The organism is Duganella phyllosphaerae, assembly GCF_001758785.1.
GTDB classification, from domain to species: Bacteria; Pseudomonadota; Gammaproteobacteria; order Burkholderiales; family Burkholderiaceae_D; genus Rugamonas; species Rugamonas phyllosphaerae.
In genome coordinates this window covers 48337-73505 of sequence record NZ_LROM01000060.1, presented here as the reverse complement: position 1 = coordinate 73505, position 25169 = coordinate 48337, and the positions used below count along the sequence as shown (strand labels likewise).

Annotated in this window: 20 protein-coding genes; 10 read left to right on the top strand and 10 right to left on the bottom strand. The window is 66.4% G+C overall.

Annotation, left to right across the window (positions count from 1 at the left end):
- Nucleotides 1-63: 63 nt before the first annotated feature.
- The 3 genes from DUPY_RS06350 to DUPY_RS28335 form a co-directional block, all read right to left on the bottom strand.
- Nucleotides 64-1671, bottom strand: a complete 1608-nt coding sequence (locus DUPY_RS06350) for a methyl-accepting chemotaxis protein (RefSeq protein WP_070246988.1) — start codon at nucleotides 1669-1671, stop codon at nucleotides 64-66.
- 118 nt (nucleotides 1672-1789) lie between these two features.
- Nucleotides 1790-2929, bottom strand: a complete 1140-nt coding sequence (locus DUPY_RS06345) for a MutS-related protein (protein WP_229255255.1) — start codon at nucleotides 2927-2929, stop codon at nucleotides 1790-1792.
- Complete coding sequence (locus DUPY_RS28335; protein ID WP_167359038.1) at nucleotides 2851-3294, bottom strand: hypothetical protein; 444 nt, start codon at nucleotides 3292-3294, stop codon at nucleotides 2851-2853. Before DUPY_RS28335 ends, DUPY_RS06345 begins: the two co-directional genes overlap by 79 nt.
- Before the next feature lie 389 nt (nucleotides 3295-3683).
- On the opposite strand from DUPY_RS28335, the gene DUPY_RS06340 reads away from it, so the two are divergent.
- The 9 genes from DUPY_RS06340 (at nucleotide 3684) to DUPY_RS06300 (ending at nucleotide 15440) form a co-directional block, all read left to right on the top strand.
- Nucleotides 3684-4952: an efflux RND transporter periplasmic adaptor subunit gene (locus DUPY_RS06340; protein ID WP_070246987.1), complete on the top strand. Its 1269-nt coding sequence runs from the start codon at nucleotides 3684-3686 to the stop codon at nucleotides 4950-4952.
- A 22-nt stretch (nucleotides 4953-4974) separates the two neighbouring features.
- Nucleotides 4975-5691: an ABC transporter ATP-binding protein gene (locus DUPY_RS06335; protein WP_070246986.1), complete on the top strand. Its 717-nt coding sequence runs from the start codon at nucleotides 4975-4977 to the stop codon at nucleotides 5689-5691.
- A gap of 9 nt (nucleotides 5692-5700) precedes the next feature.
- Nucleotides 5701-7017, top strand: coding sequence for an ABC transporter permease (locus DUPY_RS06330; RefSeq protein WP_070246985.1), 1317 nt, complete (start codon nucleotides 5701-5703; stop codon nucleotides 7015-7017).
- A gap of 9 nt (nucleotides 7018-7026) precedes the next feature.
- On the top strand, nucleotides 7027-8259 hold the full coding sequence (locus tag DUPY_RS06325) for an ABC transporter permease (protein ID WP_070246984.1): 1233 nt from the start codon (nucleotides 7027-7029) through the stop codon (nucleotides 8257-8259).
- A 44-nt stretch (nucleotides 8260-8303) separates the two neighbouring features.
- Nucleotides 8304-9671 carry a sigma-54-dependent transcriptional regulator gene (locus tag DUPY_RS06320; RefSeq protein ID WP_070246983.1) on the top strand — a complete coding sequence of 456 codons (1368 nt, stop codon included), beginning with the start codon at nucleotides 8304-8306 and terminating at the stop codon, nucleotides 9669-9671.
- Nucleotides 9671-11086, top strand: coding sequence for a sensor histidine kinase (locus DUPY_RS06315; protein ID WP_070246982.1), 1416 nt, complete (start codon nucleotides 9671-9673; stop codon nucleotides 11084-11086). The genes DUPY_RS06320 and DUPY_RS06315 overlap by 1 nt, the downstream gene beginning before the upstream one ends.
- A 290-nt stretch (nucleotides 11087-11376) precedes the next feature.
- Entirely contained in the window at nucleotides 11377-11907 is a 531-nt protein-coding gene (locus tag DUPY_RS06310) for an FxDxF family PEP-CTERM protein (RefSeq protein WP_070246981.1), read from the top strand.
- 62 nt (nucleotides 11908-11969) lie between these two features.
- On the top strand, nucleotides 11970-12743 hold the full coding sequence (locus tag DUPY_RS06305; RefSeq protein ID WP_070246980.1) for a spermine/spermidine synthase domain-containing protein: 774 nt from the start codon (nucleotides 11970-11972) through the stop codon (nucleotides 12741-12743).
- Nucleotides 12744-12998: 255 nt separating this feature from the next.
- Nucleotides 12999-15440, top strand: a complete 2442-nt coding sequence (locus DUPY_RS06300) for a TonB-dependent receptor plug domain-containing protein (protein WP_070246979.1) — start codon at nucleotides 12999-13001, stop codon at nucleotides 15438-15440.
- Here the strand turns inward: DUPY_RS06300 and pdxR are convergent.
- Nucleotides 15437-16981 carry a MocR-like pyridoxine biosynthesis transcription factor PdxR gene (gene pdxR / locus DUPY_RS06295; RefSeq protein ID WP_070246978.1) on the bottom strand — a complete coding sequence of 515 codons (1545 nt, stop codon included), beginning with the start codon at nucleotides 16979-16981 and terminating at the stop codon, nucleotides 15437-15439. The genes DUPY_RS06300 and pdxR overlap by 4 nt on opposite strands.
- Nucleotides 16982-17071: 90 nt before the next feature.
- Between pdxR and DUPY_RS06290 the strand changes: the two genes are divergently transcribed.
- The gene (locus DUPY_RS06290; protein WP_084640567.1) at nucleotides 17072-17722 is read left to right on the top strand and encodes a pyridoxamine 5'-phosphate oxidase family protein; all 651 of its coding nucleotides are present in this window, start codon (nucleotides 17072-17074) and stop codon (nucleotides 17720-17722) included.
- Between the two features lie 4 nt (nucleotides 17723-17726).
- Here DUPY_RS06290 and DUPY_RS06285 read toward each other — a convergent pair whose 3' ends face one another.
- The 6 genes from DUPY_RS06285 to DUPY_RS06260 are packed head-to-tail and all read right to left on the bottom strand — an operon-like array spanning nucleotide 17727 to nucleotide 25161.
- Entirely contained in the window at nucleotides 17727-19475 is a 1749-nt protein-coding gene (locus DUPY_RS06285) for a hypothetical protein (protein WP_070246976.1), read from the bottom strand.
- On the bottom strand, nucleotides 19472-21601 hold the full coding sequence (locus DUPY_RS06280; protein WP_070246975.1) for a DUF4175 family protein: 2130 nt from the start codon (nucleotides 21599-21601) through the stop codon (nucleotides 19472-19474). The genes DUPY_RS06285 and DUPY_RS06280 overlap by 4 nt, the downstream gene beginning before the upstream one ends.
- Entirely contained in the window at nucleotides 21585-22634 is a 1050-nt protein-coding gene (locus DUPY_RS06275) for a BatA domain-containing protein (RefSeq protein ID WP_229255254.1), read from the bottom strand. The genes DUPY_RS06280 and DUPY_RS06275 overlap by 17 nt, the downstream gene beginning before the upstream one ends.
- Nucleotides 22631-23536 (bottom strand): DUF58 domain-containing protein, encoded by a 906-nt coding sequence (locus DUPY_RS06270; protein WP_070246974.1) that lies wholly within the window; start codon nucleotides 23534-23536, stop codon nucleotides 22631-22633. The genes DUPY_RS06275 and DUPY_RS06270 overlap by 4 nt, the downstream gene beginning before the upstream one ends.
- Nucleotides 23536-24543, bottom strand: a complete 1008-nt coding sequence (locus DUPY_RS06265; protein WP_070246973.1) for an AAA family ATPase — start codon at nucleotides 24541-24543, stop codon at nucleotides 23536-23538. The genes DUPY_RS06270 and DUPY_RS06265 overlap by 1 nt, the downstream gene beginning before the upstream one ends.
- Nucleotides 24544-25161: a DUF4159 domain-containing protein gene (locus DUPY_RS06260; protein ID WP_141749440.1), complete on the bottom strand. Its 618-nt coding sequence runs from the start codon at nucleotides 25159-25161 to the stop codon at nucleotides 24544-24546. It abuts the gene before it with no gap.
- Nucleotides 25162-25169: the final 8 nt, after the last annotated feature.

Genomic DNA, 25169 nt, shown 5'->3' with positions numbered 1-25169 from the left:
GCATCCTTGATTTCTGTCATTGCAGAAATACTAGAATTCTCCGCCAGGGATGTCAAGCGAATATCAGGTCAGTGCAAGGTTGCGGCCGGCTGACCGCGCCGGGCTGCCACCACTGGCGACGCCGTCGATCTTGAAGATGCTCACCGTTTGCGCCAGCTCGGTGGCCTGGTCCTGCAGCGACTGGGTGGCGGCCGCCGCCTCTTCCACCAGCGCGGCATTCTGCTGCGTCACCTGGTCCATCTGGGCGATGGCCTGGTTGACCTGGTCGATGCCGTCGCTCTGCTCGCGGCTGGCGGTGGCGATTTCGCCGACGATCTGGGTGACCTGGTGGACGTTGCCCACCAAGGTGTTCATGGTGGTGCCGGCTTTTTCCACCAGGTCGGTGCCGAGCTGGATCTTTTGCACCGAAGCGTCGATCAGCACCTTGATTTCCTTGGCGGCCGATGCCGAGCGCTGCGCCAGGTTGCGCACTTCCGACGCCACCACCGCGAAGCCCCGGCCCTGCTCGCCCGCACGGGCCGCTTCCACCGCCGCGTTCAGCGCCAGGATATTGGTCTGGAACGCGATGCCGTCGATCACGCCGGTGATATCGACGATCTTGCGTGACGCTTCGTTGATGTCGTTCATGGTGGACACCACCTGCTGCATCACCTCGCCGCCATGGGCAGCGGTGCTCGACGCGCCTTCCACCAGGCCACGCGCGTGCTGGGCGTTTTCCGAGTTCTGCTTGACGGTGCTGGTCAGTTCTTCGATCGAGGCGGCGGTTTCTTCCAGCGAACTGGCCTGGGTCTCGGTGCGCGACGACAATTCCATGTTGCCGGCAGCGAGTTCGCGTGAGCCGCGGTCGATCATCTCGGCGCCGCCGCGCACGCGCGACACGGTGCTGAGCAAATCGGTCTGCATGCGCGAAATCGCCTGCAGCAGGCGCTTGACTTCGTTCCGGCCCGGTTCGTCGATGCGGGCGGTCAGGTCGCCCTGGGCCACCTGGTCGAGCAGCACCACGGCGCGCTCGAGCGGATCCAGTACCACCGACTTGAGCAGCAGATGCACGCCCACCACCAGCACCAGCGCACCCAGCAGGCCCAAGCCCACCAGCCACTTGACCAGCGTGTAGGCGCCCTCGCGCTCATCCATCAGCGCGGTCATCTGCTCGTCGCTGAGCTTCTGGTACTTTTCCAGCTGGGCCGAGAAGGCCGCGCCGGTGGGCGTCAGTTCCTTGGCGTTGATGGCGACGTAGGCATCGGCATCGCTTTTGGCCAGCGCACCGATGGCGCGCTCGAGCACGGCCGACTGCGCACGTCCGGCCTCGATCAGCGATTTCTTCAACGCGACATCTTCGCCCGGGTAGCCGGCAGCCTTTTCGTACTTGGCGATAAAGTCGAGCCCGCGCGTATAGGATTTTCTGGCGGAGGCCAGCGCCGACTCGAGATCGGCCGGCGCACCGCCGTCCTTGACCACGGTGTACCCGCGCGTCATGGCCGAGCGGGTGCGGGTGGTATCCTTGTACGCATCGTTGATGGCAATGACCTGGATGCTGGTCTGGTACATGGTGGACATGGCGTGATTGGCCTGGCTGAGGGCGTGCACGCCAAGGCCGGCGCCGGCCAGCAGCATGGCGGCAAATACCAGCAAAACACCCATCAGGCTGGCGCGCACGGTCACGTTATTCATTGCATCTCCCGCATTGTTAACAGTTACACATTGCCACTCAGCAATAGGTGAAGGCCGAATATACCAAGAATTTGACATTCCTTGGCTGAAATCGGCTCATGCCGACGATGGGGCGTGGCTAATCCAGCACAGATTCGCAAGCCTGCGGATAGGCCAGGTAGTAGTCGGCCAGCTTGTCATGCACGCGGCCGGCCTTGGCCGCCAGCAAGCCATCATTATCGACCGTTGCCAGCAGCGAAAGTCCATTGGTGTCCTTGAGCACGCCCCACCCCACCTGCAGGCGGCCATCGAACCTGGCCACGCACAGCGGCGCCAGCCGCCGCGCCAGCAGCGGCGCCAGGATCAGGTTGTGCGACGACACCAGCACGCAACCGGACTCGGCCAATGTGTCGAGCACTGCCGCCGAGGCCGAGACCGATTCCAGGTGGTTGGTGCCACGGAAGATTTCATCGATCAGGAAGATGGCCGGCCCGCGCCGCGCCAGCGCCAGCAGTTCGCCGGCGCGCCGCACCTCGGCCATGTACAGGCTCTCGCCGCCTTCGAGCGTATCGTCGTTCTGCATGCTGGCGTACACGGGCAAGTCGGGCGTAACGGCGGCGTCGGCATAGCAAAAGCCGAACGCGCGGGCCGTCACCAGGTTCAGGCCCACGGTGCGCAGCAGGGTGCTCTTGCCAATGCCGTTCTGACCTGAAATAAAGGCGCCACGGCCGTCGTCGCCCACGCGCAACGACAACGGCACGGGCGCGCCCAGCAGCGGATGAACCGCGTGCTCGAGCGCGAATCCGGTGGCGCCCGCCCCGCTGTCGGCCCAGCAATAGCGCGGCGCGCCAGCCAGGTGCCGCGCCAGCGCCAGGTCCGCTTCCACGGTGGCCACGCGCTCGAAGCTCGACCGCAGCAGCGGCAGCTGGGCGGTCACCACCACCCGGCTGGCGAAATAGTGGCGTATATTGCGCAGCAAGACCCAGTCGCCGTATTCCTGCAGACCTGGCACGAAGGTCAGCGACAATTGCCACAGGCGGCGATGGAGCTTGCCGGCGGCAGCGGCGTCGGGACGCAACGGCGCCGCAACGGCATCGTCGAGGCCGGCGAGCGACGCATGCGCGCGCAGCAGGTGGCCGATGGTGTCGAGCTGCAACTGCCAGCTGGCGGCGCTGTGTTGCCAGCGCAGCTGGATCGCCATCAGCAAGAGCCACAGCACCAACGCCACGCCCCACAGCGGCAACCAGCCCGTCGCCAGCGCCAGCACCACCACCGCCATGAACCCCAGCGGCAGCGCGACGAGCCACCGCGCAGTTCGGCAACGATTTTGTCCGGCGTTGCCACTTCGGCGCGCCGGAGCAGTTTGGCCTTGGCGTTGTTGACCTCCCGGATTTGCCAATCGAACACTGGCCTCCCTATCCAGTCATGCCACCAATCGGCTCTTTCATAGAGCAATGCAAGACGGTTGTGCATACCATTTCTCAAGGCGATTTCCAGCACGTTCAGCAGCGGCATCATCGCCTCGGCCAGAAGCAGGTTGCTCACATATGCTCGGGTAGCTATCTCTTTATCCCCATCACACGATGCGCGATAGCGCCCCAGGCGGGCCGAAGAAAAATGCTTTTCCAGGTCTTCCCAGTTCATATTTTGCCTTTGAAAGCCCGAAGCCATTGGTGGTATACTGCTGGTGCAGCCCTGGTCCAAGTCCTCTCCCAGCCCACATACTGGTGATGACGCCAGGTTAGTTTTTGGTCCCGTTCGCGGGACCACCCCGATTCCAGACAAGCCCGCCATATGGCGGGTTTGTTGTTTCTACTTCCGCAAGTTACTGCTCCTATTCGAGTTGCGGCCCAGGCTTAAGTTCCACATCCCGCTATCACATCAAAGGGTGCATGACGGCCGGACACCGCTGCGGACACCACCGGACACTCGCGGACACCGGACACTCCCCGCACTAACCCCATCAAATCAACCACTTAGCATCTGGCACGGATACTGCATAGCGTAGAGCATTCAACCTCTACGCAACCGCCATGATCCGAGACACTTCGCAGCAGGACGCCGTTATCAATGCCCCCAAGGGGCAGCACGCCAAACGTCGCCTGGTGATCGCCGCCGGCCTGGCACTGCTGCTGGCAGCCGGCTACTACCTGGTCCACACCTGGCGCGACACCGACCACTCGGTCTCGATCGCGCGCCTGCGCATTGCCGAAGTCACCCGGGGCACGCTGGTGCGTGACGCTGCCGTCAATGGCCGCATCGTTGCCGCCGTCAGCCCCACCCTGTACGCCACGTCGGCCGCCACCGTCACCCTCAAGGTGGCTGCCGGCGACACCGTCAAAAAACACGATGTGCTGGCCGTGCTCGAGTCGCCCGACCTGGCCGACGCGCTCAAGCGCGAACAATCGGCCTATGCCCAGATCGAGGCCGACGTGGCGCGCCAGCGCATCCTGGCGCGCAAGCAGCAACTGCTGGCGCGGCGCGATGCCGACACCGCCGAGATCGACCGGCTGTCGGCCCAGCGCACGCTCGAGCGCTACGACGCCGTGGCCAACGACGGCATCGTCGCCAAGATCGATTACCAGAAAGCCAGGGACGCGCTCAACTCGGCGCAGATCCGCGCCCGCCACGCCGGCCAGGCCGCCGAGCTGGAAGGCGACAACGTGGCGCTGGAACTGCAGTCGAAAATCAAGCAGCTCGAACAGCAGCGCATGGTCCTGTCGAACGCCCAGCGCCGCGTGGACGAGCTGACCGTGCGGGCGCCGGTGGACGGCTTCATCGGCACGCTGTCGGTGGCCAACCGCAGCGTGGTGCCGCTCAACACGCCGTTGATGACGCTGGTGGACCTGTCGCAACTGGAGGTGGAACTGGAAGTGCCGGAAACTTACGTGGCCGACATGGGCCTGGGCATGCGTGCCGAGGTCAATTACGGCACCGGCAACGCCAGCGGCAAGCTGTCGGCGCTCTCGCCCGAGGTGGTCAAGAACCAGGTGCTGGCGCGGGTGCGCTTCGATGGCAAGCAGCCGCCGGGCCTGCGCCAGAACCAGCGCGTGACCGCGCGCCTGCTGATCGACGAAAAACCCAACGCCCTGATCGTGCAGCGCGGGCCGTTCGTGGAATCGGAAGGCGGGCGCTACGCCTACGTGGTGCGCGACGGCGTGGCCATCCGTACCGCCATCCGCCTGGGCGCCACCAGCGTGACGGCGGTGGAAATTCTCGACGGCCTGAAACAGGGCGACAAGATCGTCATTGCCGGCAGCGAAACGTTCGAGAACGCCGCCCGCATCTCCATCAACAATTAATCCATACACTGAAAGGCCCACCATGCTGCGCATGCATAACCTGAGCAAAGTCTATCGCACCCACATGATCGAAACCCACGCGCTGCGCGGCTTCGAGATCAATGTCGAGCAGGGCGAATTCGTCACTGTCACCGGCCCGTCCGGCTCCGGCAAAACCAGTTTCCTCAACATCGCCGGCCTGCTCGAGGAATTCACCGACGGCGAATACATCCTCGACGGCGTCAACGTCAAGGGCATGGACGACAACGCCCGCTCACGCCTGCGCAACGAAAAGCTCGGCTTCATCTTCCAGGGTTTTAACCTGATCCCCGACCTGTCGCTGTTCGACAACGTCGATGTGCCGCTGCGTTACCGTGGTTTCAACCGCGCCGAACGCCGCGAGCGCATCGAAGACGCGCTGGCCAAGGTGGGCCTCGCTTCGCGCATGAAGCACTACCCGGCCGAGCTGTCGGGCGGACAGCAGCAGCGGGTGGCGATCGCGCGCGCGCTGGCCGGCTCGCCCAAGCTGCTGCTGGCCGATGAACCGACCGGCAACCTCGACACGCAAATGGCGCGCGGCGTGATGGAACTGCTCGAAGACATCAACGCCCAGGGCACCACCATTTTGATGGTCACCCACGATCCCGAACTGGCCGGCCGCACGCGGCGCAACGTCCACATCATCGACGGCCAGGTTTCGGACCTGGTGCGCAAGTCGCCGTCGTTATACGACACCCAGCACACCAGCCACGTGGCCTGAGGAGACCCCATGTTCCAGTATTATTTTTTGCTCGGCCTGCGCAGCCTGCGCCGCAACCCGGCGCTGACCGCGCTGCTGGTGCTCACGCTGGCCGTGGGCGTGGCCGCCAGCATCGCCACGCTGACCATCCTGCACGTGATGTCGGGCGACCCGATTCCGCTTAAAAGCGACCGCCTGTTCGTGCCTGTGCTCGATAACGGCCCGCTGGCCGGCTACAAGCCCGGCGACGACGCCAACGACGACCAGCTCAGCTACACCGACGCCAGGAACCTGCTCAATGCCAACATCGGCGAACGGCGCACGGCCATGTTCGGCGTGGCCGGCCCGGTGGAGTCGGAGCGCGCCGACCTGGGCGTGTTCTCGGCCGGCGGCGAAGCGGTGACCGCCGACTTTTTCCCGATGTTCGATGCGCCGTTCCGCCACGGCCGGCCATGGAGCGCGCTCGAAGACAAGGCCGGCGCCGCCGTGATCGTGCTCAGCAGCCAACTGGCCGCCAAATTGTACGGCGACACAGTGCCGGTCGGACGCCGCCTGCGCATCGCCGGCCATGCCTACCAGATCATCGGCGTGCTGGAAAAATGGACCGTGGTGCCGCGCTTCCACCACATCATCGGCAACAGCGGCGGCGCCTTCAGCGAGGAGGACGAATTCTTCGTGCCGCTGTCCACCGCGATTGCGCACCAGATGGGCCGCAACGGCAGCTCTGGCTGCACGACTTCCCCTGGCGCCGGCTACCAGGCCTTCGTCGATTCGGAATGCACCTGGCTGCACTTCTGGTTCGAGCTGGCCAGCAGCAGCGACCGCCCGGCGCTGCAAAGCTTCCTCGACAGCTACGCAGCCGAGCAGCGCAAGCTGGGCCGCATGGAACGCCAGGCGCCCAACAAGCTGTATGACGTGCGCGAATGGCTCGACTACCTCAAGGTGGTGGGCAACGACAACAAGCTGTCGGCCTGGCTGGCGTTCGGCTTCCTGATGCTGTGCCTGGTCAACACGATCGGCCTGCTGCTGGCCAAGTTCTCGGTGCGCGCACCCGAGGTGGGCATCCGCCGCGCGCTGGGTGCCTCGCGCCGCGAGATCTTCTACCAGTTCCTGCTCGAGAGCACGGTGGTGGGACTGGCCGGCGGCGTGCTGGGCCTGCTGCTGGCGTTCGGCGCGCTGGCCCTGATCGCCATGCAATCGAAGGAACTGACCAGGGTCGCGCACATGGACTGGATCATGCTGCTCACCACGTTTGCGCTGGCGGTGGCCGCCGCCATCCTGGCCGGCCTGCTGCCCACCTGGCGCGCCTGCCAGGTCACGCCGGCCCTGCAACTGAAATCACAATAAGGACACTCCATGGCACATCCGATACTTTCCGCGCTGTGGCGCAACAAGACCGGCCCGCTGCTGGTGGCCACCCAGGTGGCGCTGAGCCTGGCCATCCTGGCCAACGCGCTGTACATCGTGCAAGTGCGCCAGGCGGTGGCGGCGCGACCGTCCGGCGTGGCCCACGAGCAGCAGATCTTCGGCGTTGAAGTGCGCCGCATGGGCGTGGGCACGCACCAGGAGGAACTGGCGCTGCAGCAGCGCGAAACGGCCACGCTGCGCGCGGTGGCCGGCGTGCAGGCGGCCGCCGCTACCAACCAGATGCCACTGACCCGCTCGGGCAATTACAGTGGCCTGACCACCGACCGCAAGCAAGTGGTCATGCAAGCCAATACCACCAACTACATGGTGGGCGACTCGCTCGTACAGGCCTGGGAGCTGAAGCTGGTGGCCGGGCGCGATTTTTTGCCCAACGAATATGTCGAGATCGACATGAATACCAGCCAGGAATCGCCGCGCGTTGCCATCATCACCCAGACGCTGGCGCGCAAGCTGTTTCCCGGCGTCGACAATGTTGTGGGCAAGACTTTTTACAACGGCAACGGACCCACGGCGCGCGCGCTGCAAATTATCGGCGTGGTCGAACGCCTGCAAACGCCGGCCGCGCAAATCGACGAACGCGGCGAATTCTCCACCATGGTGCCGGTTCGCCTGACTGGCATGCCCGGCAACGACTACACGGTCCGCGCCGAACCGGGCCAGCGCGACCGCGTGATGAAGGAAGTGGAAGCGGCCCTGCGCGCGGCCTCGCCCACGCCGATCATCGTGCGCACCAAGAGTCTCGAAGAATTCCGCAGCCTGCGCTACCGCGCCGACAACGCCATGGCCTGGATGCTGATCACCGTCAGCGCGCTGCTGCTGTTGATCACCGCCAGCGGCATCGTCGGCATGGCCAGCCTGTGGGTGACGCAGCGGCGCAAGCAGATCGGCGTGCGCCGCGCGCTCGGTGCGCGCCGTATCGACATCCTGCGCTACTTCCTGGCCGAGAACTTCATGATCACCAGCGCCGGCGTGGCGGCCGGCGTGCTGCTGGGCCTGGGCCTGAACCAGTTGTTGGTCAGCCAGCTCGAATTGCCACGGTTGCCGGCGGGCTACCTGGTGGCCGGCGCCGGCCTGCTGTGGCTGCTGGGTCTGGCCGCCGTGTACGGCCCGGCCTGGCGCGCGGCCAGCATCTCGCCGGCCACCGCCACCCGCAGCGCATGAACGTGGGCGGCCACGGGGCGGCAAGGCAATGTTATGCTGACGCCATGCCTACCGTACTCATCATTGACGACAACGCCGGCGTCGCCCTGGCGCTGGACGTGCTGTTCTCGCTGCACGACATCAGCACGCTGCGCGCCGCCTCGCCGCAAGAAGGCCTGGAGCTGCTGGCGCGGCACCCGGTGGACCTGGTGCTGCAAGACATGAATTTTTCTGCCGACACCACGTCCGGCGAGGAAGGGGTGGCGCTGTTTCGCGCCATCCGCGCGCGCCACCCTGAGCTGCCGGTGATCCTGCTCACGGCCTGGACCCACCTCGACGCGGCGGTGGACCTGGTGAAAGCCGGCGCCGCCGACTACCTGGCCAAGCCGTGGAACGACACCCGCCTGGTGGCCACTGTCAACAACCTGATCGCCTTGGGCCAGGCGCGGCGCGACCTGGCCCGCCGCGAGCAGGCCGAGCAGCGCCAGCGGCGCGAACTCGAAGCCGGCCACGACCTGCGCGGCATGGTGTGGCAAGACCCGGCCACCGAACGCGTGATCCACCTGGCCTGCCAAGTAGCGCGCGCCGACGTGGCGGTGCTGATCAGCGGCCCCAACGGCGCCGGCAAGGAAGGCATCGCCGCCATCATCCAGGCCAATTCGGCCGTGCGCGACGGCCCTTACGTGGTGCTCAATTGCGGCGCTCTGCCCGCCGAACTGATCGAGGCCGAACTGTTCGGCGCCGAAGCGGGCGCCTACACCGGCGCCACCCGCGCGCGCGAAGGCAAGTTCGAGGCGGCCGACGGCGGCACCCTCTTCCTCGACGAGATCGGCAACCTGCCGCTGGCGGGGCAAATGAAACTGCTGCGCGTGCTCGAAACCGGCCGCTTCGAACGGCTGGGCGCCAACCGCGAGCGGCAGGTGAAGGTGCGCGTGATCAGCGCCACCAACGCCGACCTGCCGGCCATGATCCGCGCCGGCACCTTCCGCGAAGACCTGTTCTACCGCCTCAACGTGATCGAACTGAAAGTGCCGCCGCTGGCCGCGCGCCCGGCCGACATCGTGCCGCTGGCCCACCATTTCCTCGGCGCCGGCAAACAGCTGCATGCCGCTGCCCAGGCCGCGCTGCTGGCGCACGGCTGGCCCGGCAATGTGCGCGAACTGAAAAATGTCATGCTGCGCGCCGGCCTGCTGGCGCGCAGCGACCTGATCCAGTTGGGCGACCTCGGCCTGCCAGCCGCGCCGGCGCCAATATCGGCGACGACCACGGCCGGCCCGGCCGCTGACGACGCCGGCCGCGAGCCGGACCGCGACGCCATCGGCCTGGCCCTGGCGCGCGCCGGTGGCGTGGTGGCGCAGGCGGCGGCCGAACTGGGCCTGTCGCGCCAGGCGCTGTACCGGCGCATGGAACGCCTGGGCATCGTCCGGCCCTGATGAGCACGACTACCCCGCCGCCGGATCCGCACCGGCGTCCGCAAGGCATGCGCCTGTCCTTGCTCACTCGCTGGACTGCGCTGGTCGCCACCCTGGTCACGGTGGGCATCCTGATCGCCCAGGGCCTGAGCCACGTGCTGCCCGACCGGCCGCTGCTGGTGCTGGGGCTGTGCCTGCTCTGCGTGCTGCCGCTGGCCATCATCACCATCCGCGCCCAGTTCCACCACATGTTGTCGCTGTTCCGCGCGCTGACCGGCACCGTCACCAGCTACCAGGACGGCGATTTTTCGTTTTCCCTGCACTGGCCGCAAAACGACGAACTGCGCGACCTGGTGGACGCCCACAACGCGCTTGGCGACGTGCTGCGCCAGCAAAGGCTGGAACTGGTGCAACGGGAGTTGCTGCTCTACACCATGGTGCAGAACACCCCGGTGGCGATGCTGCTGGTGAGCGGCGGCGGCAAAGGCGTGGCAAGCAGCGGCGCGGTGGTGTATGCCAACATTGCCGCACGCCAGTTGCTGGACCAGGGCCGCAAGCTCGAAGGCCAGCGCCTCGACACCATCCTGGCGCGGGTGTCGCCGGCGCTGTCGGAAGCGCTGGCGCGTGGCGGCGACGGCTTGTTTACCACTACCGGGACCGGCGCCGGAACCGGGTCCGGAACCGGGTCCGGCGACGAGGCAGAGGAAGAGGTCTACCACCTGGCGCGGCGCAGCTTCCAGCTCAACGGCCGCCGCCACGAACTGCTGCTGCTGCGCCAGCTGACCATGGAACTGCGGCGCCAGGAGGTGCAAACCTGGAAAAAGGTCATCCGCGTGATCAGCCACGAATTAAACAATTCGCTCGCGCCACTGACCTCGCTGGCCCACTCCGGCGCCGAGCTGGTGCGCCGGGGCCAGACCGAACGCCTGCCCCGCATCCTCGCTACCATCGAGGAACGCACGCGCCACCTCGAGACTTTCATTCTCGGTTACGCCCGCTTCGCCAAGCTGCCCACGCCGCGCCTTGCAATGCAACATTGGACGCCGTTTTTGGCCGCATTAGGCGAGCAAATCGTGTTTCGCGTGACCGGTGCGCTGCCGCCCGAACCGTGTGCATTCGATCCGGCGCAGCTCGAACAGGCGCTGCTCAACCTGGTCAGGAATGCCCACGAATCGGGCTCGCCACCGGACCAGGTGACGCTCGAGGTGCGGCGGCAACAGGACCTGGTGCGCATCGACGTCCACGATCGCGGCCCCGGCATGAGCGATACCGTGCTGACCAACGCGCTGGTGCCTTTCTATTCGACCAAGCGCAGCGGCACCGGCCTGGGCCTGGCGCTGGCCCGCGAGATCATCGAGGCCCACGGCGGACGCATCACGTTGAGCAATCGCGACGGGGGCGGACTCACTGTGACCCTGATGCTTCGGAGCGTCTAAAAAACCGCCATCGCTGCGTCTTGCTCTGAAGGTTATTTAGACGCTCCTGGTGTCTGTTACGCGCAACGCGAAACGACCGGACTCGACATTAAAATTTTAAAATTTGCGCAACGGAAATTAATATATAGTAATATTTGTGCAGTGCGCCCCGGACGATAAAAAAAAGCTATCAAAATATAAAAATACATAAGTAAATATAAAATTGACAAGCTATTGAGCCCATCGTAAGTTGACGTGTAGTTTGCGTTTTCTTGAATCTTCCTCGGGTCTTTATTAAGCGGAGTCATATAATGAAATTAAAATTTATCGCACTGGCAGCCATGCTGGCCGGATCCATCGCCACCGGCGCTCACGCAGGCACCATCAACGGTGTCAACACACCTGATATCGTGCTGAAGCAAAACAGCACCAATTCAGATTACTGGACTGCCGGCTTCAGCAACGTGCCTGTCAATGGCAGCACCGGTACCTTTACCGATATCTTCACCTTCACCCCCGAACTGACCGGCCCGGCTTTTGCCAGCGGCGCCCTGATCAACTTCTCGCTGTTCGACTATGGCGACTTGCGTTCGATCACCGCTACGCTCAACAACAACGCCTTCACTGCGTCGTCGACCGTACCCGGCCTGTTCACGCTCGATCCAGTCCTGCTGGGCGCAGGTCCGCTCACGCTGACCATCAGCGGCATCGTGTCGTCGGCCGGCGGCTCCTACGGCGGCAACCTGAACGTGCTGGCCGTACCGGAGCCGGAAACCTACGCCATGATGTTGGGTGGCCTGGGCCTGCTGGGCTTCATGGCCCGTCGCCGCAAGAAGAATTAAGACTCCGCGCAACACACCCGAAAAGACGCTCCGGCGTCTTTTTTTTTGCCGCCAGCGTTACAATGCCGGCCATGTCTTCCATTCCCACCCGCTTCGACCAGCCCGGCCACCCACCGGCCACCATCACCGAATACCAGGGCGTGCGCAGCCTGCACCTGGGCACCTCGTGGGTGCAAGGCGCCATGCGCATCGCCAAGCCCGACAACATCGAGCTCGAGTACGTGCAGATGATGATGATGTGGCTGCTCTTTATCGACAGCCCGCGCCACATCGTGCAGCTGGGCCTGGGCAGCGCCGCCTTGACCAAGTTCAGCTACCGCCGCATTCCGACCGCGCGCGTGACCGTGGCCGAACTCAATCCCAACGTGATCGCCATGTGCCGGGCGCAGTTCGCCCTGCCGTCCAACGACGAGCGCCTCGACGTGCGTGAAATGAACGCCATGGACTTCGTGCTCGATACCGCCAACCACGGCACGGTGGACGTGTTGCAGGTGGACCTGTACGACGAAGAGGCGCGCGGCCCGGTGCTGGACTCGCCCGAGTTCTACCAGGCCTGCTACGACACCTTGGCCGACGGCGGCATCATGACCACCAATGTGTTTGGCGACTTTTCCAACTACGACAAGAATTTGCAGGCGATGGAGCTGGTGTTCGACGCCGTGGTGTGGCTGCCGGAGGTCCACGATGCCAACATCGTGGTGATCGCTTTCAAACAGGCGCCGGTGATCGATTTCTCGGTGCTGTACGAGCGCGCCGGGCAGATCAAGAAAACACTTAATTTGCCGGCCAAGGCCTGGGTCAACGGTTTGAAGGGCTGGATGCTGGACCAGCGCTAGCGTTCGCCGGCGATGCAGGCGCGCCACACTTTGCGCGCGGCCAGGTGGAACACGTGACTGGCGCCAGCCCAGCTTACGATACATTGCGTTACATGGCACGCACTATCGTCGTGACAGCGTGATAAGTATTTATTCTGCAACATTGTCTGTCGTCTGCGTAGAAAGCCTGATTGCTGCGGGGCTTGCCTGCGACTAGTATTTTTTGACCGGCCGGTACCACCGTCCGTCCACCACAAAAAAAACTGGAAAGAGACCATGACAAGAGCACCCCACTTCAAGCGCAGCCGTATTGCCCGCGTCATCGCTGGCGCCGTCGCCCTGCTGACCGCCGGCCAGTCCGGCGCGCAATCGGCCGCCGACGAACAGGCCGCCAAAGAACAAACTGTGGTCGTACTGGGTTCGCGCACGGTCGCCAAGACCGCGCTCGATACGTCGTCCCCGGTCGGCCTGATCAGCCTGAAAGACATGCAGACCGCCGGCCCGCTGGAACTGGGCAAGCTGCTGCAAACGCTGGACCCCTCGTTCAACTTCTCCAGTACTTTCATCAGCGACGGCACCGACAGCATCCGCCCCGCCACCCTGCGCTCGCTGGGCCCGGACCAGGTGCTGGTGCTGGTGAACGGCAAGCGCCGCCACCAGCAGGCACTGGTCAACGTCCAGCAAAGCGTGGGGCGTGGCTCGGCCGGCACCGACATCAACGCCATTCCGCTGGCGGCCATCCACCACATCGAAGTGCTGCGCGACGGCGCGGCCGCCCAATACGGCTCCGATGCGATTGCCGGCGTGATCAACATCGTCCTCAAATCGCAGGTCAAGGAGACCTCGGTGAGCGGCACCTACGGCACCACGTCCGAAGGCGACGGCGACCTGTATTCGGCCAGCGCCAACACCGGCGTGGCGCTGGGCCAGGACGGTGGTTACCTGAACCTGACGGTCGAAGCGCGCAAGCGCGGCGAGACCAACCGCGCCGGCGTCGACTCGCTGCGCGTCGATCCGCCGCGCGTGACGCAACATATCGGCGACAGCAACACGCGCGACCTGTACTTCTGGTGGAACGCCGCGATCCCGATCGACAAGCAAAGCGAGTTCTACGCCTTTGGCGGCCTGTCCAAGCGCAAGGGCGACTCGTTCGGCTTCTTCCGCTCGGCCGGCGACGACCGCACCGTACCGGCAGTGCATCCGAACGGCTTCCTGCCCGCCATCCACACCGACATCAAGGACGCCTCGTTCGCGTTTGGCTACCGGCGCGACCTGACCAATGACTGGAAGGCCGACATCAGCATCAACCACGGCGCCAGCGAACTGGCGTTCCACGAATCGGACAGCATCAACACCAGCTACTGGTACGAACCGCGCCCGGGCGGCGGCATCTACGCCGAATCGCCGCGCGAGGCCGACACCGGTACCCTGAAATTCAACCAGACCACCTTCAACGCCGACATCAAGGGACCGGTCAAGCTGGGCGACGCCAGCATCTTCGTGGCCACCGGCTTCGAATACCGCCGCGACAACTACCAGATCGTCGCCGGCGACCCGGTCTCGTACCAGTACGGCCGCACCAACAACCCGGCCATCCGCATCGTCGGCCAGAACGGCAATACGGCCGCCTCGGGCATCCAGGGCTTCCCCGGCTACACGCCCGCCACGGCGGTCGATGACGGCCGCCACAACATCGCGCTGTTCCTCGACGTCGAGCACAAGCCGGTGGACAACGTCACCCTGGCCGGCGCCGTGCGCTACGAAAAATACTCGGACTTCGGCAATACCGTCACCGGTAAGCTGAGCGCGCGCTGGGACCCGACCAAGACCGTCGGTGTGCGCGGCAGCCTGTCCTCCGGCTTCCGTGCGCCGAGCGTGCAGCAGGAGTTCTACAGCTCCGTCTCCACCAACCTCAATAACGGCGTGCTGACCGAAACCCTGACCGCGCGCCAGGGCAGCGCCGTCACGCAGGCCTTCGGCATCGCCCCACTCAAGGAAGAGACCTCGCGCAACGCCAGCGTGGGCCTGGTGCTGCGCCCGGCCTCGAACATGTCGCTGACGGTGGACGCGTACCAGATCAAGATCCGTGACCGCATCGTGTTCTCGAGCGAGATCGCGCCAGAAGCGAACGGCGGCCCGATCGCCAACGTGCTGCGGCCACTGGGCGTGGGCCAGGCGCAGTTCTTCACCAACGCGGTCGATACCCGCACCCGTGGCCTCGACATCGTGGCCGAACATACCAGCAAGTTCGCCTCGTCGGCGCTGGTGCTCTCGGGCCAGCTGGGCTTCAACAAGACCGAGGTAAGCAAGCGCCATTCGACATCGTCGGTGCTGAGCGGCGAGACCCTGTTCGACCAGACGCAGGTGACCCTGATCGAACGCGGCCAGCCGCGCAAGCACCACGTGGTGGCGGCCGATTACACCAACGGTCCATGGAACCTCAACGCCCGCGCCAACTACTATGGCGAAGTGCAGGCGCAAAGCTTCAGCCCCCTGCATACGTGGGATGCCAAATGGCTGGTCGACACGTCGGTACGCTATGCCTTCAGCAAGCGCACCTTCCTGAGCCTTGGCGTCAACAACCTGTTCGACCAGTTGCCGTCCGAGTGGACCAACGGCGGCGACTTCCCGAAACTGGGCTTTACGCGTTGCTGGGAGACCTGCCCGTTCGGCGTGAATGGCCGCTCGATGTACCTCCGCGCCGACACGGCGTTTTAAGCGACCACGGCAAACCTGCTGCGCGGCCCGGTGTCGCCCCTGCGTTGCTGGCGGCGGTTGTATGCCGCCAGGTGCACCACCGCCGCCAGCCGCCTGACCAGGTCTTCCATTTCCTCTGCCGGCACCTGTGCGTAGCCGAGCATCAGTCCTTTCCAGCCCGAGCCGCCGTGCGTGTCATGGCGGCTCAGGGCATTGACCACCACGCCATGCGCCAGCGCCTGTGTGCTGATTACCGTGTCGTCCAGGTCCTGGTCACGCAGGCACAGTGACAAATGCATGCCCGCCGACGCGCCGTGCACCGTCGCCACCGCTCCCATATGCTGCTCCAGCGCCACCACCAGCGCATCGCGCCGCTGGCGGTACAACCGCCGCATGCGCCGCACGTGCAGCGCGAACTGGCCGCTGCGCAGGAACTCGGCCAGCGCCAGCTGGTCGGCCGCGCGCCCGCTCGCATGTGATTGCGCGCGCATGGCGGCAAACGCTGGCGCCAGCGCGCGCGGCACAACGACAAATCCGATGCGCAGTCCGGGGAACATGGTCTTGCTGAAGGTGCCCAGGTACACCACCGGCGCGTCCGGCGCCAGGCCCTGCATGGCCGACAGCGGCGCACCGTCGTGGCGGAATTCGCTGTCGTAGTCGTCTTCGATGATGAGGGCGCCGGCCACGCGCGCTGCGTCGATCAGCGCCAGCCGGCGCCGCAAGCTGAGCACGCTGCCTACCGGGTACTGGTGCGACGGCGTGGTGTAGACCAGGCGCGGAGGACGCAGCAGCCAGTCGTTTGCCGTAGGCGCGATGCCGTCGTCGTCGACGTCGATGCCGGTCACGGCCAACCCGGCCCCGCGTGCGGAAGCCAGCGCGCCGCCGTAGCCGGGGTTCTCGAGCCAGATGGTGTCGCCGGCGTCGGCCAGCGCGCGCAGGCACAGGTCGAGGCCACTCTGGGCGCCGTCGGTGATGAACACCTGGCCCGCTTCGCACACCACGCCGCGCGCGGCGCGCAGGTGATCGGCGATTGCCGCCCGCAGTTCGGCTTCGCCGCACGGATCGCCGTAATTGAGTTGCGCGGGCGTGAGGGTGCGCCAGGCGCGGTCCACCAGGCGCCGCCACGAGGCCGTCGGAAACTGGTCGAGCGCCGGCACGCCGGGTACGAAAGCGCCCATGCGCTGGGCGGTGCCGTAGAGCGGGCGCAGGTTGCGCGCGCGGTGGGACAGACCGGTGGTGCTTATCGCCGCGCTGGCGCCGCTGTTGGCAGTTGTGATAGCCGCTTGCGGCGCCGCCATCGTCGCCATCGTTGCCACCGTCGTGCCACGGCGATCGGTAGTGACGAAACCCTCGCTGGCCAGTTGTTCGTACGCATACAGCACGGTGTTACGGGCCACGTGCAGTTCCTCTGCCAGCGCGCGCGAGGCGGCCAGGCGGGTACCGGCAGCCAGGGTGCCATCGCGGATCGCCGTGCGCAGGCATTCGTGCAGCAGGCGCTGGCGCGGCCAGGCGCGGTGACGGTGCTGGTCCGCATAGGTGGCAAGCAGCCGGGCAAGATCCATTCTGTGGCTCCATAAAAATAGGTGATTGTGGACCTTATTTCAGGGCCAGCAACGCATTATATTGGTGTCTCACCTTTCTGGATGGAGAACATGAACGACCACACCGAAGCCCCCAGCGCCCGCACCCGCGTGCGCCGTGTCGCCACCAACGCGCATTACGACGCCGCCACCCTGAACGCCATCATCGATGCCGCCTACCTGTGCCACATCGCCTTTACCGATAGCACGGGCGCGCACTGCATCCCCACCGCCTGCTGGCGCGACGGCGCTTACCTGTACATCCACGGCTCCAACGGCAGCCGCATGCTCAAGCGCCTGCAGGAAAGCGACGCGTGCGTGACCATCACCCACGTGGACGGCCTGGTGATGGCGCGATCGGCCTTCAGCCACTCGATGAACTACCGCTCGGCGATGATTTACGGGCGCTTCGAAGTGGTCGCCGACGAGGCGGCGCGGCGAAAAGCGATGGAAGACTTCATGGAGCAGCTGCTGCCGGGGCGCCAGGCCGAAGTGCGGCCTGGGTCGGACAAGGAATACGCGGCAACGACGGTGATGCGCATCGCGCTGGACGAAGCGGCCTGCAAGGTGCGCAGCGGCGGACCGAAGGACGACGAGGAAGACCTGTCATGGCCGGCGTGGGCAGGCGTGCTGCCGTTTGCGCAAACCCGGCTGGCGCCGGTGGCCGATGCAGCCTGCGCCATCGAGGCGCCGGCGCATGTAACAGGATGGCAGAACGGTTGAACCGTTACCCGGACTTGGGGTTGCTGCTTTGTTCGCGCCACCAAAGCGCCAGCAGGCACAACGCAAACAGTACCGCGAACGGCATCACCGGCAGCGGCCGAACATGGCTGGCGGTGCCGGCGACCTCGATACCGCTGGCCCGCGCTGCATAAACAGCGGTCGCCTCGCGCCGCAATCCCCGCTGCCACGCCGGCCAGTCGCCGGGCGCATACACGTACTGGCGCCCCGCTTCCAGGCCCGCGCTGCGCAGCACCAGCCACCCCGGCTGCGGCGGCCATACGGCAGCGCACACGGCATCGGCTTTGTCTTCCCGCGCCAGCAGGCGGACATCGGCCAGGCCGTCGATGCGCAGCACTGCGCCCGGTTTGACGCCCTGCGCGCAAATCTCGGTGCGCAAACCAGGCAACGGTAGCGGGTCCGCCAACACCCAGCCGGTCTTGTGTTCTCCGGCCAGCGCCATCGCATCCATCGCCCCCTGCCACCACAGCGCCAGCGCGCGTGGCGCGCTGATCGCATAGCGGTGCCAGTCGGCCACGCCGATCCACACCACGCGTCCTGGCCCCATGGTTCTCTGCCAGGCCCACGGCCGCGACTTGCTGTCGCGCGCCAGCACGGTCCACTCGCCGCCGGGCGCATCGTCCGGATTGAGCGCAGCCGGCGCCAGTGTCATCTCCTCGCCGGCGATGGTGAACCGGCGCTGATCTTCCTGTTCCGTGGTCGGCGACTGCGGCCGCACCCGCAGGCCAAGCTCGCGCTGCCACAACGCCGCATCGGCCGCATTGCCGCCCAGGACCACCAGCGGTACGCCCTGCCGCACCTGCGCCAGCAAGGCTGTGCGCGCGCCTGGCGCCAGTTGCTCGACGTGGGCGGCATCGACCACCAGCGCGTTCGGCGCAGTGATCGGTGCGCGTGCGGTTTCGCTGCGGGCAATCGCCTTGCCCAGCACCACCTGCCAGTCGAGCACCGCGCCGCCGTCGGTCAGCAGGCGATTGAGGGCGCTGGCGTCGAACGACGGCGCGTTGAAGCGGCCGACGATATTGAGCGGCACCGGCGCCGTCACTTGCAGCGGTACCGGCCCGGCGGCGACGACCTTGCCGCCGGTGTCGAGCACGCGCGCTTGCAGGACCATCGCTTCGGCCACTGGCGGCAGCCATTGCACCGATCGTTGCGTTGATTGATCGCCGGCTTTGCCAGGGACCTTTGCAGTGTTGACGGCATTGGCGGCAATGGCGGCAATGGCGGCGTTGGCGGCACGCGTGGCATCGGCGCCATCGGAGGCGCCAGTGGCGGAATCAGCCAGCACCTGGCCATTCTCGGCCAGCAGTTGCAGCCGCCACGCGCCCTGGGCTTGCGGGCGATGCATGGTCAGCGTAAACACGCGGCCCAGCGCCATCGTGCGCGGGAAATCGAGCGACAGCGCTTCTTCTTTACCTGGCGTCCAGCGCAGCGGGCGGGCCGGCAGATCCTGCCATTGCGCGGCGCGCAGGCCGTCACCGGCCAGGTCGATCGCGCCGGCATCGGCAATCGCCTGCAATTGGGCGTCGGCGATGGCGCCACGGCTATCGGTGGTCACCGCCTGCGCGGGCGCAGGTACCCGAAGGCGGACTTCGGCCAGCGCTGCGGCCAGCGCCACACCCGCCAGCAGGACCAGCAGCGCATCGAGCCATCGCCGCCGCCGGCCATACAGGACGGCGCTGAGGATGCCGACAGCCAGTGCCACGCAGGCAGGCGCCAGTTGGGTGATCGTGATCATGGTTGCGGCTCCGGGTTCTGCTTTTCCCCGTTACGCCAGGCGTTCACGAACGGCGATTGCGCTGCGGTGCGTCCCTGCACCAGCACCGGCGCGTCGGTCAGGGTGCCGCGCAGCCAGGCGCGCAGCGGGCCGCGACAAGGCACGCAGCCATCCTGCACATCCTGTACTGCGCGTTGTGCCGCCAGTTTCTGTTCGGGGTCGGCGATGCGGGCGCCGATGGCGTCGCGCGCGGCCTTGCTCCACAGCGCCGGCAACGCGCCGTCCTGCGCCAGCGCCTGCACCAGGTCGCGCACTTCGGCCGGTACCGTGTCGTCGGGGGCGCCTTGCGCGCGCTTGTAACTCATGGCGCCCACCATGTCGCCGCTCATGCGCTTTTCCTCCTTGAGCGCGGGCGGCACAAAGGCGGTGCGGTGCAGGTACACGCGCTCGGCGGCCTGCAGTTCCTTGATGGCCTCCAATGCCTTGTATTCCGGCCCCAGTGCGGCCTTGGGCGCGACCGCGCGCAGCGATTTTTCAGCATCCCACATGGCCGCCAGCGCGCGCTTCAATATCGCCTTGGTTTGCGGATCGAAAATGGTGGCGTTGTCTTCCTGGTCGTGGACGTGGCCGAAGCGCTGCATGGCGCCCACTTCGGTGCCCAGCGACTGCTTGCCGTGCTGTGCTTCCTCCCCATGCTCCTTTTTCCCCTCATGTCCCCCATGTCCCTCATGCTCACCATGCTCTTCGTGGCCGTGCTCGTCGCCGAACAGGCTCGATTCCTCGCCCAGGAACTGGCCGTAGCGCAGCCGCAGCGCGGCCTGGTCGGCGGCGATCGCCTCGCTGCGCGCGCGCAGGTCGGCCAGCTTCGGCCGCGCCTGCAGGTCCGCCACCAGTTGCTCGGTATCGATGATGACTTGGCGCTGGCTGCGCAAGCTCTCCGGCTTGACCATGGTGGGCAGCGCGGTCGAATCGACACTTTCGGCCTCGGGTCCCGGCAGGCGCAGCGTGTAGGTCGGCGACTGCACGGTATGCGGGTTTTCCGGGTCGTTATCGGTGGCGCGCACGAAGAAGTACAGTTCGTCGCCCGGCTCCATGCCCAATTCAAGCAGGGTCCACTGCTTGTTCCAGTTGCGGTGCTTCGGGTCGCTGGATTTGGGCAGCGGCACTTCGCGGTCGGTGAAGCGCACGTTCTCACCGCTGCCGCGCGCCAGCGTCATATGCAGGCTGGCGCGCACGATGGCGTAATCGTCACGCACCACCACGGCGATGCGCGCGGTTGTCGCGTCCTTGGCCAGCAGGTGGATCAATTCTTTCGGCTCGGCGATGGTGACCTGCGGCGCCTGGTCGGGTGTAACCCGGATGTTATAGCGCGCGCCGCCGGCGGTGCCGGCCTTACCGGCGCGCCAGAACAGCGAGTCTTGCACGCGGCGGCTGGCGCAGACCTCGCCCACGGCCAGGATGGCGCCGTCGCTCAGTTCCACCACCGCCCTGGCAGGCGGCTGCCCGGCTGGTTGACGAACGCACCACTGCACCTGCGCATACTGCGGCACCTGGATATCGCGGGCGCCGGTCTCGAAGGCGGCCACGCCGGTGTAGCCAGGCGGCGCCACGCGCAGGTAGACTTCACCGGCGACCACGGGCAGGTTGGCCGCTGGCGCTGCGGCGGCTGGAGCGGACACGTGTGCGGCACGGGCATCGTAGAACCAGGCGGCGCCGACGGCGATCAACGCGAGCGCTATCGGCGCGACAAACGACGGCGTGGCCAGCGGTGCGCGGTGGCGGGCAATGGCGCGGTAGTCGTCACCGGTCAGGCTGGTAGCCAGGCGCGCCTGCAAGCGTTGCTGCTGCAAGCGCGCCATTGGCGTACGGGCTTCGGCTGCGAGCAGCGCGCTGCTGTCTTCCATTGCCGGCACGGCGGCGTCGAGCCAGGCGTTCCACTGCCCGGCGATGCGCCGATGCCAGCGCCAGGCATCCAGCGCCAGGCCGAGCACCCAGGCGGCAAATGCCGCCAGCAGCCACGCGCGCATGGCCGGCAACAGGACAAGGGCAGCTACCAGCGGGACCAAGGCGGCCAGCCAGCATGGCGCGCGGCGGCGCAGCACGGCGGCCCACAGCCGCTGGCGCAACAGGTCAGGCGCGGCGGGCATGGGTCAGACTCCGTTCCAGTAAAAACAGGGCCAGCAGGAGCCAGGCGATCCAGTGCGCGGGACTGGCATCGGCCACTGCCGCTGCCGCTGCCGTGGAAAACTTGTGCGACGGCGCCGGGTACGCCGGCGCCGGTGCCGCAGCCAGCAGGCGCCATGTCTGGTACAACGCGCGCGCCGTCTGCGCGTCTCGCGGCGGGAAAGCGGTTGAGGTCCACAGCCGGCCGCGCGGGCTGTCGGCATAGCGCAAGGTAATGCCGTTGATGGTGATGGTCGTGGCCTTGGCCAGTTCAGGCCAGTCCTTGTCACTGCCGGCCCGCAGCCACCAGTGGGGCGCGCGCCAGCCTGGCGGCGGCGCCAGCCCCGGCGTGTCGCAGACGATCAATTCGGTTGCGGCGACAGGCGCGGTGGCGAGCGCATAACGTTGCGCGCCATCGCCAGCCTGGCCAAATGCGGCAAACAGCGAGCGCCACGCGGGCTCGCGTTCGGACGTTGCTGACAGCACGACCTGGTGCTGCACCGCTGGCGCGGCGGGGGCGACGGACGCAGCCTGCACCCGTAATTCCACCGCATGACCGAACTGCGGCGCCCGCGCGGTCATGCCGATCTGCCCTTCGCGCGCCACGATCAGCAGCCGCGCGTCGGCGCGCCAGTCACGTTCGTTCTTGCGCAGCCAGGCCAGCGCGTCGGGCGGCAGGTCGATACGGCGCGCGTCGCTCATGCCGGCATCGGCAATCTGGCGCGTAGCCCAGGCCTGGTCGGCGCCGGCATCGACCAGCACCGTGTCGCCGCGCCACGGCAACACAGTGGCGGCCAGCCAGGCGATCAGCGATATCAGCAACAGGCAGCGCACCAGCAACAGCAGGCGGTCGCGCCACTGCCACACGCGCAACTGCTCGGGCGCGGCAGCCGGTAAAAAGCGCGCGGTGGCCAGCGGCGTGGCGTCGAGGCGCTGGCGTTTCTGGCGGTGCCACCAGATCGGCAGCAACAGCACCGGCAGCGCCAGCCACCACCAGGGATAGCTACTGGTGATCAACCGCGCGCTCCCGCTTTCTGCAGCCAGCGCCGCAGCACGTCGGCCAGCGGCTGCTCAATGCACGCCTCGTGGTGGACCATGTCGTTCTGGCGGCAGCTGGTGGCAATCGCAGCGAAGTGCGCGCCGCTGCGCTCCAGGTACGCGGCGCGGTCGGATTTTGTATACCGGTGCAGGCCGGCGTCCTGCTCGGGATCGCGGTACGCCGCGCCTGAAGCAAAATCGGCATCGACCTCGGCGCGCGTGCGCACCGTGAGCAGGCGCACGTCGTGGTGCAGCTTGCGCAGGCGCAGCAGCGCTTCGGACAATGTCGACGGCCCAGACTGGCCGTGCCAGTCCAGGCCATCGGTGGCGGCCAGCACCAGGCCGGGCGCACGCGCAAAGTGCAAACTCGCTTTGAGTACCTGCGCCGTTGGCGGCAAACCGTCGGGCCGCGCCGCCGCCAGCCGCGCCAGCACCCGCTGCAAGTGGCGCGGGCCGCGATCGGCCGGCGTAAACGCTACCTTGCCGCCGCTGCAAATGGCCAGGCCAAAGGCGTCGCCCTGGCGCTGGGCAATGGCGGCCATGCAGGCCAGCGCGGTGCGCGCGAACCACAGTTTATTGACGCCTTCGAGCTCGCGGCTCGGTTCCGCCATCGACGCCGTGGCGTCGAGCCACAGCCAGGTGGCGACGTGGCTGTCGCGTTCCGCCTCGCGCACGAAATAACGGTCAGCGCGCGCCAGCAACTTCCAGTCCACGCGGCGCCATTCATCGCCGGGGGCGTAGGCGCGGTACTCGGAGAACTCGACACCGGCGCCACGTTCGCGGCCCGCGTGGATACCGTGGCCGAGACCAGCCAGCACGTGGCGGATCACCAGCTCCAGGTCGCGCGTGGCGGCCATCATGGCGTTGGTTGTAGCGGCCATTAGTCTGGACGGATATGCTCGCGCAGCGCCAGCAGGATGTCGGCGATTGCCACGCCATCTGCCTCCGCCTCGAAGTTGCGGATCACGCGGTGCGCCAGCACCGGCAGCAGCATGGCTGCAATGTCTTCGCGGGTGACCGCCAGCCGGTTGTGCATCAGCGCCCGTGCCTTGGAGGCCAGCACCAGCGCCTGCCCAGCGCGCGGGCCGGCGCCCCAGCCCACATGCTGCTGCACCGCCGGCACGGTGGTGATTGCCGGGCGGGTAGCGCGCACCAGCCGGGTGGCGTACGCCAGCAGGTGGTCGCCGATTTCGATATCGCGCACCAGCTGCTGCAGGCGCAGCAGCGTCGCTACGTCCATCACCGGCTCGGCATCGCGGAGGCCGGCGTTGGTGGTGGCGGCGACCATGCGGATTTCCTCTTCCTCGGTCGGATAGACGACGTCGATACGCAGCAGGAAGCGGTCGAGCTGCGCCTCGGGCAGCGGATAGGTGCCGGCCTGCTCGATCGGGTTTTGCGTCGCCAGTACAAAAAACGGGCGCGGCAGCATGTGGGTCTGGCCGGCGAAGGTGACGCTGCGCTCCTGCATCGCCTCGAGCAGCGCCGACTGGGTTTTCGGCGGTGCGCGGTTGATCTCGTCGGCCAGCAGCACCTGCGTGAACACGGGGCCGGGCTGGAAGCGGAACGTGCGCTTGCGCGTGGCTTGATCTTCTTCCAGGATCTCGGTGCCGACGATATCGGACGGCATCAGGTCGGGCGTAAACTGCACGCGGTGAAACGCCATGTCGGTCGCCTGCGACAGCGACTTGACCAGCAGCGTCTTGCCCAGTCCCGGCACGCCTTCCACCAGCGCATGGCCGCCAGCGAGCAGGCAGATGATGAGCGAGTCGATCACGTTTTCCTGGCCGATGATCACCTTCGACATGCTGCCCTTGAGCGCCGCCACCTTCGCGCACAAGGCGCCGATTTCCGTTTCGTCCCAGGCGACTGCGCCCACCGCATCCTTCATTTAAGCTCCCAACGCGTATTGAATGATATTGACCGCAAAGCGGGTGTTGTCGACCGCCAGAAAGCGCTTGTTGCGAAAGTCATAGTCCCATTCGCAGCCGTAGTCCTTGTTGCTGTACAGGATGCGCACCCGCCCGCCCACTTCCACCGCCTTCAGGTAGTCGTGGACCAGGTCGTCGCCCCAGCCATTGAGTTCCACACCGGTGGTCGGCGGTCCCTCGAACTTGAAGAAGCTCGAATAGATCGCGTGGTTGTTGGCGATCTTCTGCAAGGCGCGCTTGCCGAAGATGCTGGCGATCTCGGACTCGAACGACTTGGCGAACAGGCCGTCGATGTCGTGGTTGCAGTCATCGACAAACACGAAGCCGCCGCCCTTGACGTACCGCTCGAGGTTCTTGCGCTCCGCCGGCGTGAACTGCACCAGCTTGTGGCCGGCGAAGTAACAGAACGGCGCCTCGAGCATCTTGGGGTCGGACAGGGCCACGATGCGCTCCACCGGATCGACGCGCAAGGTCGTGTACTCGACCAGCGAATTGAGCACGTTGCTGGGCATGCGCACATCGACGTCCCAGTCGCCCGACTCGTAGGTCAGGCGGGTGAAGTAAAAATCCCAGGCCACAGCTGTCC

Coding starts and splice junctions, on each gene's coding strand:
- DUPY_RS06350 (WP_070246988.1), bottom strand. CDS start 1,671: ATGAATAACGTGACCGTGCGCGCCAGCCTGATGGGTGTTTTGCTGGTA.
- DUPY_RS06345 (WP_229255255.1), bottom strand. CDS start 2,929: ATGGCGGTGGTGGTGCTGGCGCTGGCGACGGGCTGGTTGCCGCTGTGG.
- DUPY_RS28335 (WP_167359038.1), bottom strand. CDS start 3,294: ATGAACTGGGAAGACCTGGAAAAGCATTTTTCTTCGGCCCGCCTGGGG.
- DUPY_RS06340 (WP_070246987.1), top strand. CDS start 3,684: ATGATCCGAGACACTTCGCAGCAGGACGCCGTTATCAATGCCCCCAAG.
- DUPY_RS06335 (WP_070246986.1), top strand. CDS start 4,975: ATGCTGCGCATGCATAACCTGAGCAAAGTCTATCGCACCCACATGATC.
- DUPY_RS06330 (WP_070246985.1), top strand. CDS start 5,701: ATGTTCCAGTATTATTTTTTGCTCGGCCTGCGCAGCCTGCGCCGCAAC.
- DUPY_RS06325 (WP_070246984.1), top strand. CDS start 7,027: ATGGCACATCCGATACTTTCCGCGCTGTGGCGCAACAAGACCGGCCCG.
- DUPY_RS06320 (WP_070246983.1), top strand. CDS start 8,304: ATGCCTACCGTACTCATCATTGACGACAACGCCGGCGTCGCCCTGGCG.
- DUPY_RS06315 (WP_070246982.1), top strand. CDS start 9,671: ATGAGCACGACTACCCCGCCGCCGGATCCGCACCGGCGTCCGCAAGGC.
- DUPY_RS06310 (WP_070246981.1), top strand. CDS start 11,377: ATGAAATTAAAATTTATCGCACTGGCAGCCATGCTGGCCGGATCCATC.
- DUPY_RS06305 (WP_070246980.1), top strand. CDS start 11,970: ATGCCGGCCATGTCTTCCATTCCCACCCGCTTCGACCAGCCCGGCCAC.
- DUPY_RS06300 (WP_070246979.1), top strand. CDS start 12,999: ATGACAAGAGCACCCCACTTCAAGCGCAGCCGTATTGCCCGCGTCATC.
- pdxR (WP_070246978.1), bottom strand. CDS start 16,981: ATGGATCTTGCCCGGCTGCTTGCCACCTATGCGGACCAGCACCGTCAC.
- DUPY_RS06290 (WP_084640567.1), top strand. CDS start 17,072: ATGAACGACCACACCGAAGCCCCCAGCGCCCGCACCCGCGTGCGCCGT.
- DUPY_RS06285 (WP_070246976.1), bottom strand. CDS start 19,475: ATGATCACGATCACCCAACTGGCGCCTGCCTGCGTGGCACTGGCTGTC.
- DUPY_RS06280 (WP_070246975.1), bottom strand. CDS start 21,601: ATGCCCGCCGCGCCTGACCTGTTGCGCCAGCGGCTGTGGGCCGCCGTG.
- DUPY_RS06270 (WP_070246974.1), bottom strand. CDS start 23,536: ATGGCCGCTACAACCAACGCCATGATGGCCGCCACGCGCGACCTGGAG.
- DUPY_RS06265 (WP_070246973.1), bottom strand. CDS start 24,543: ATGAAGGATGCGGTGGGCGCAGTCGCCTGGGACGAAACGGAAATCGGC.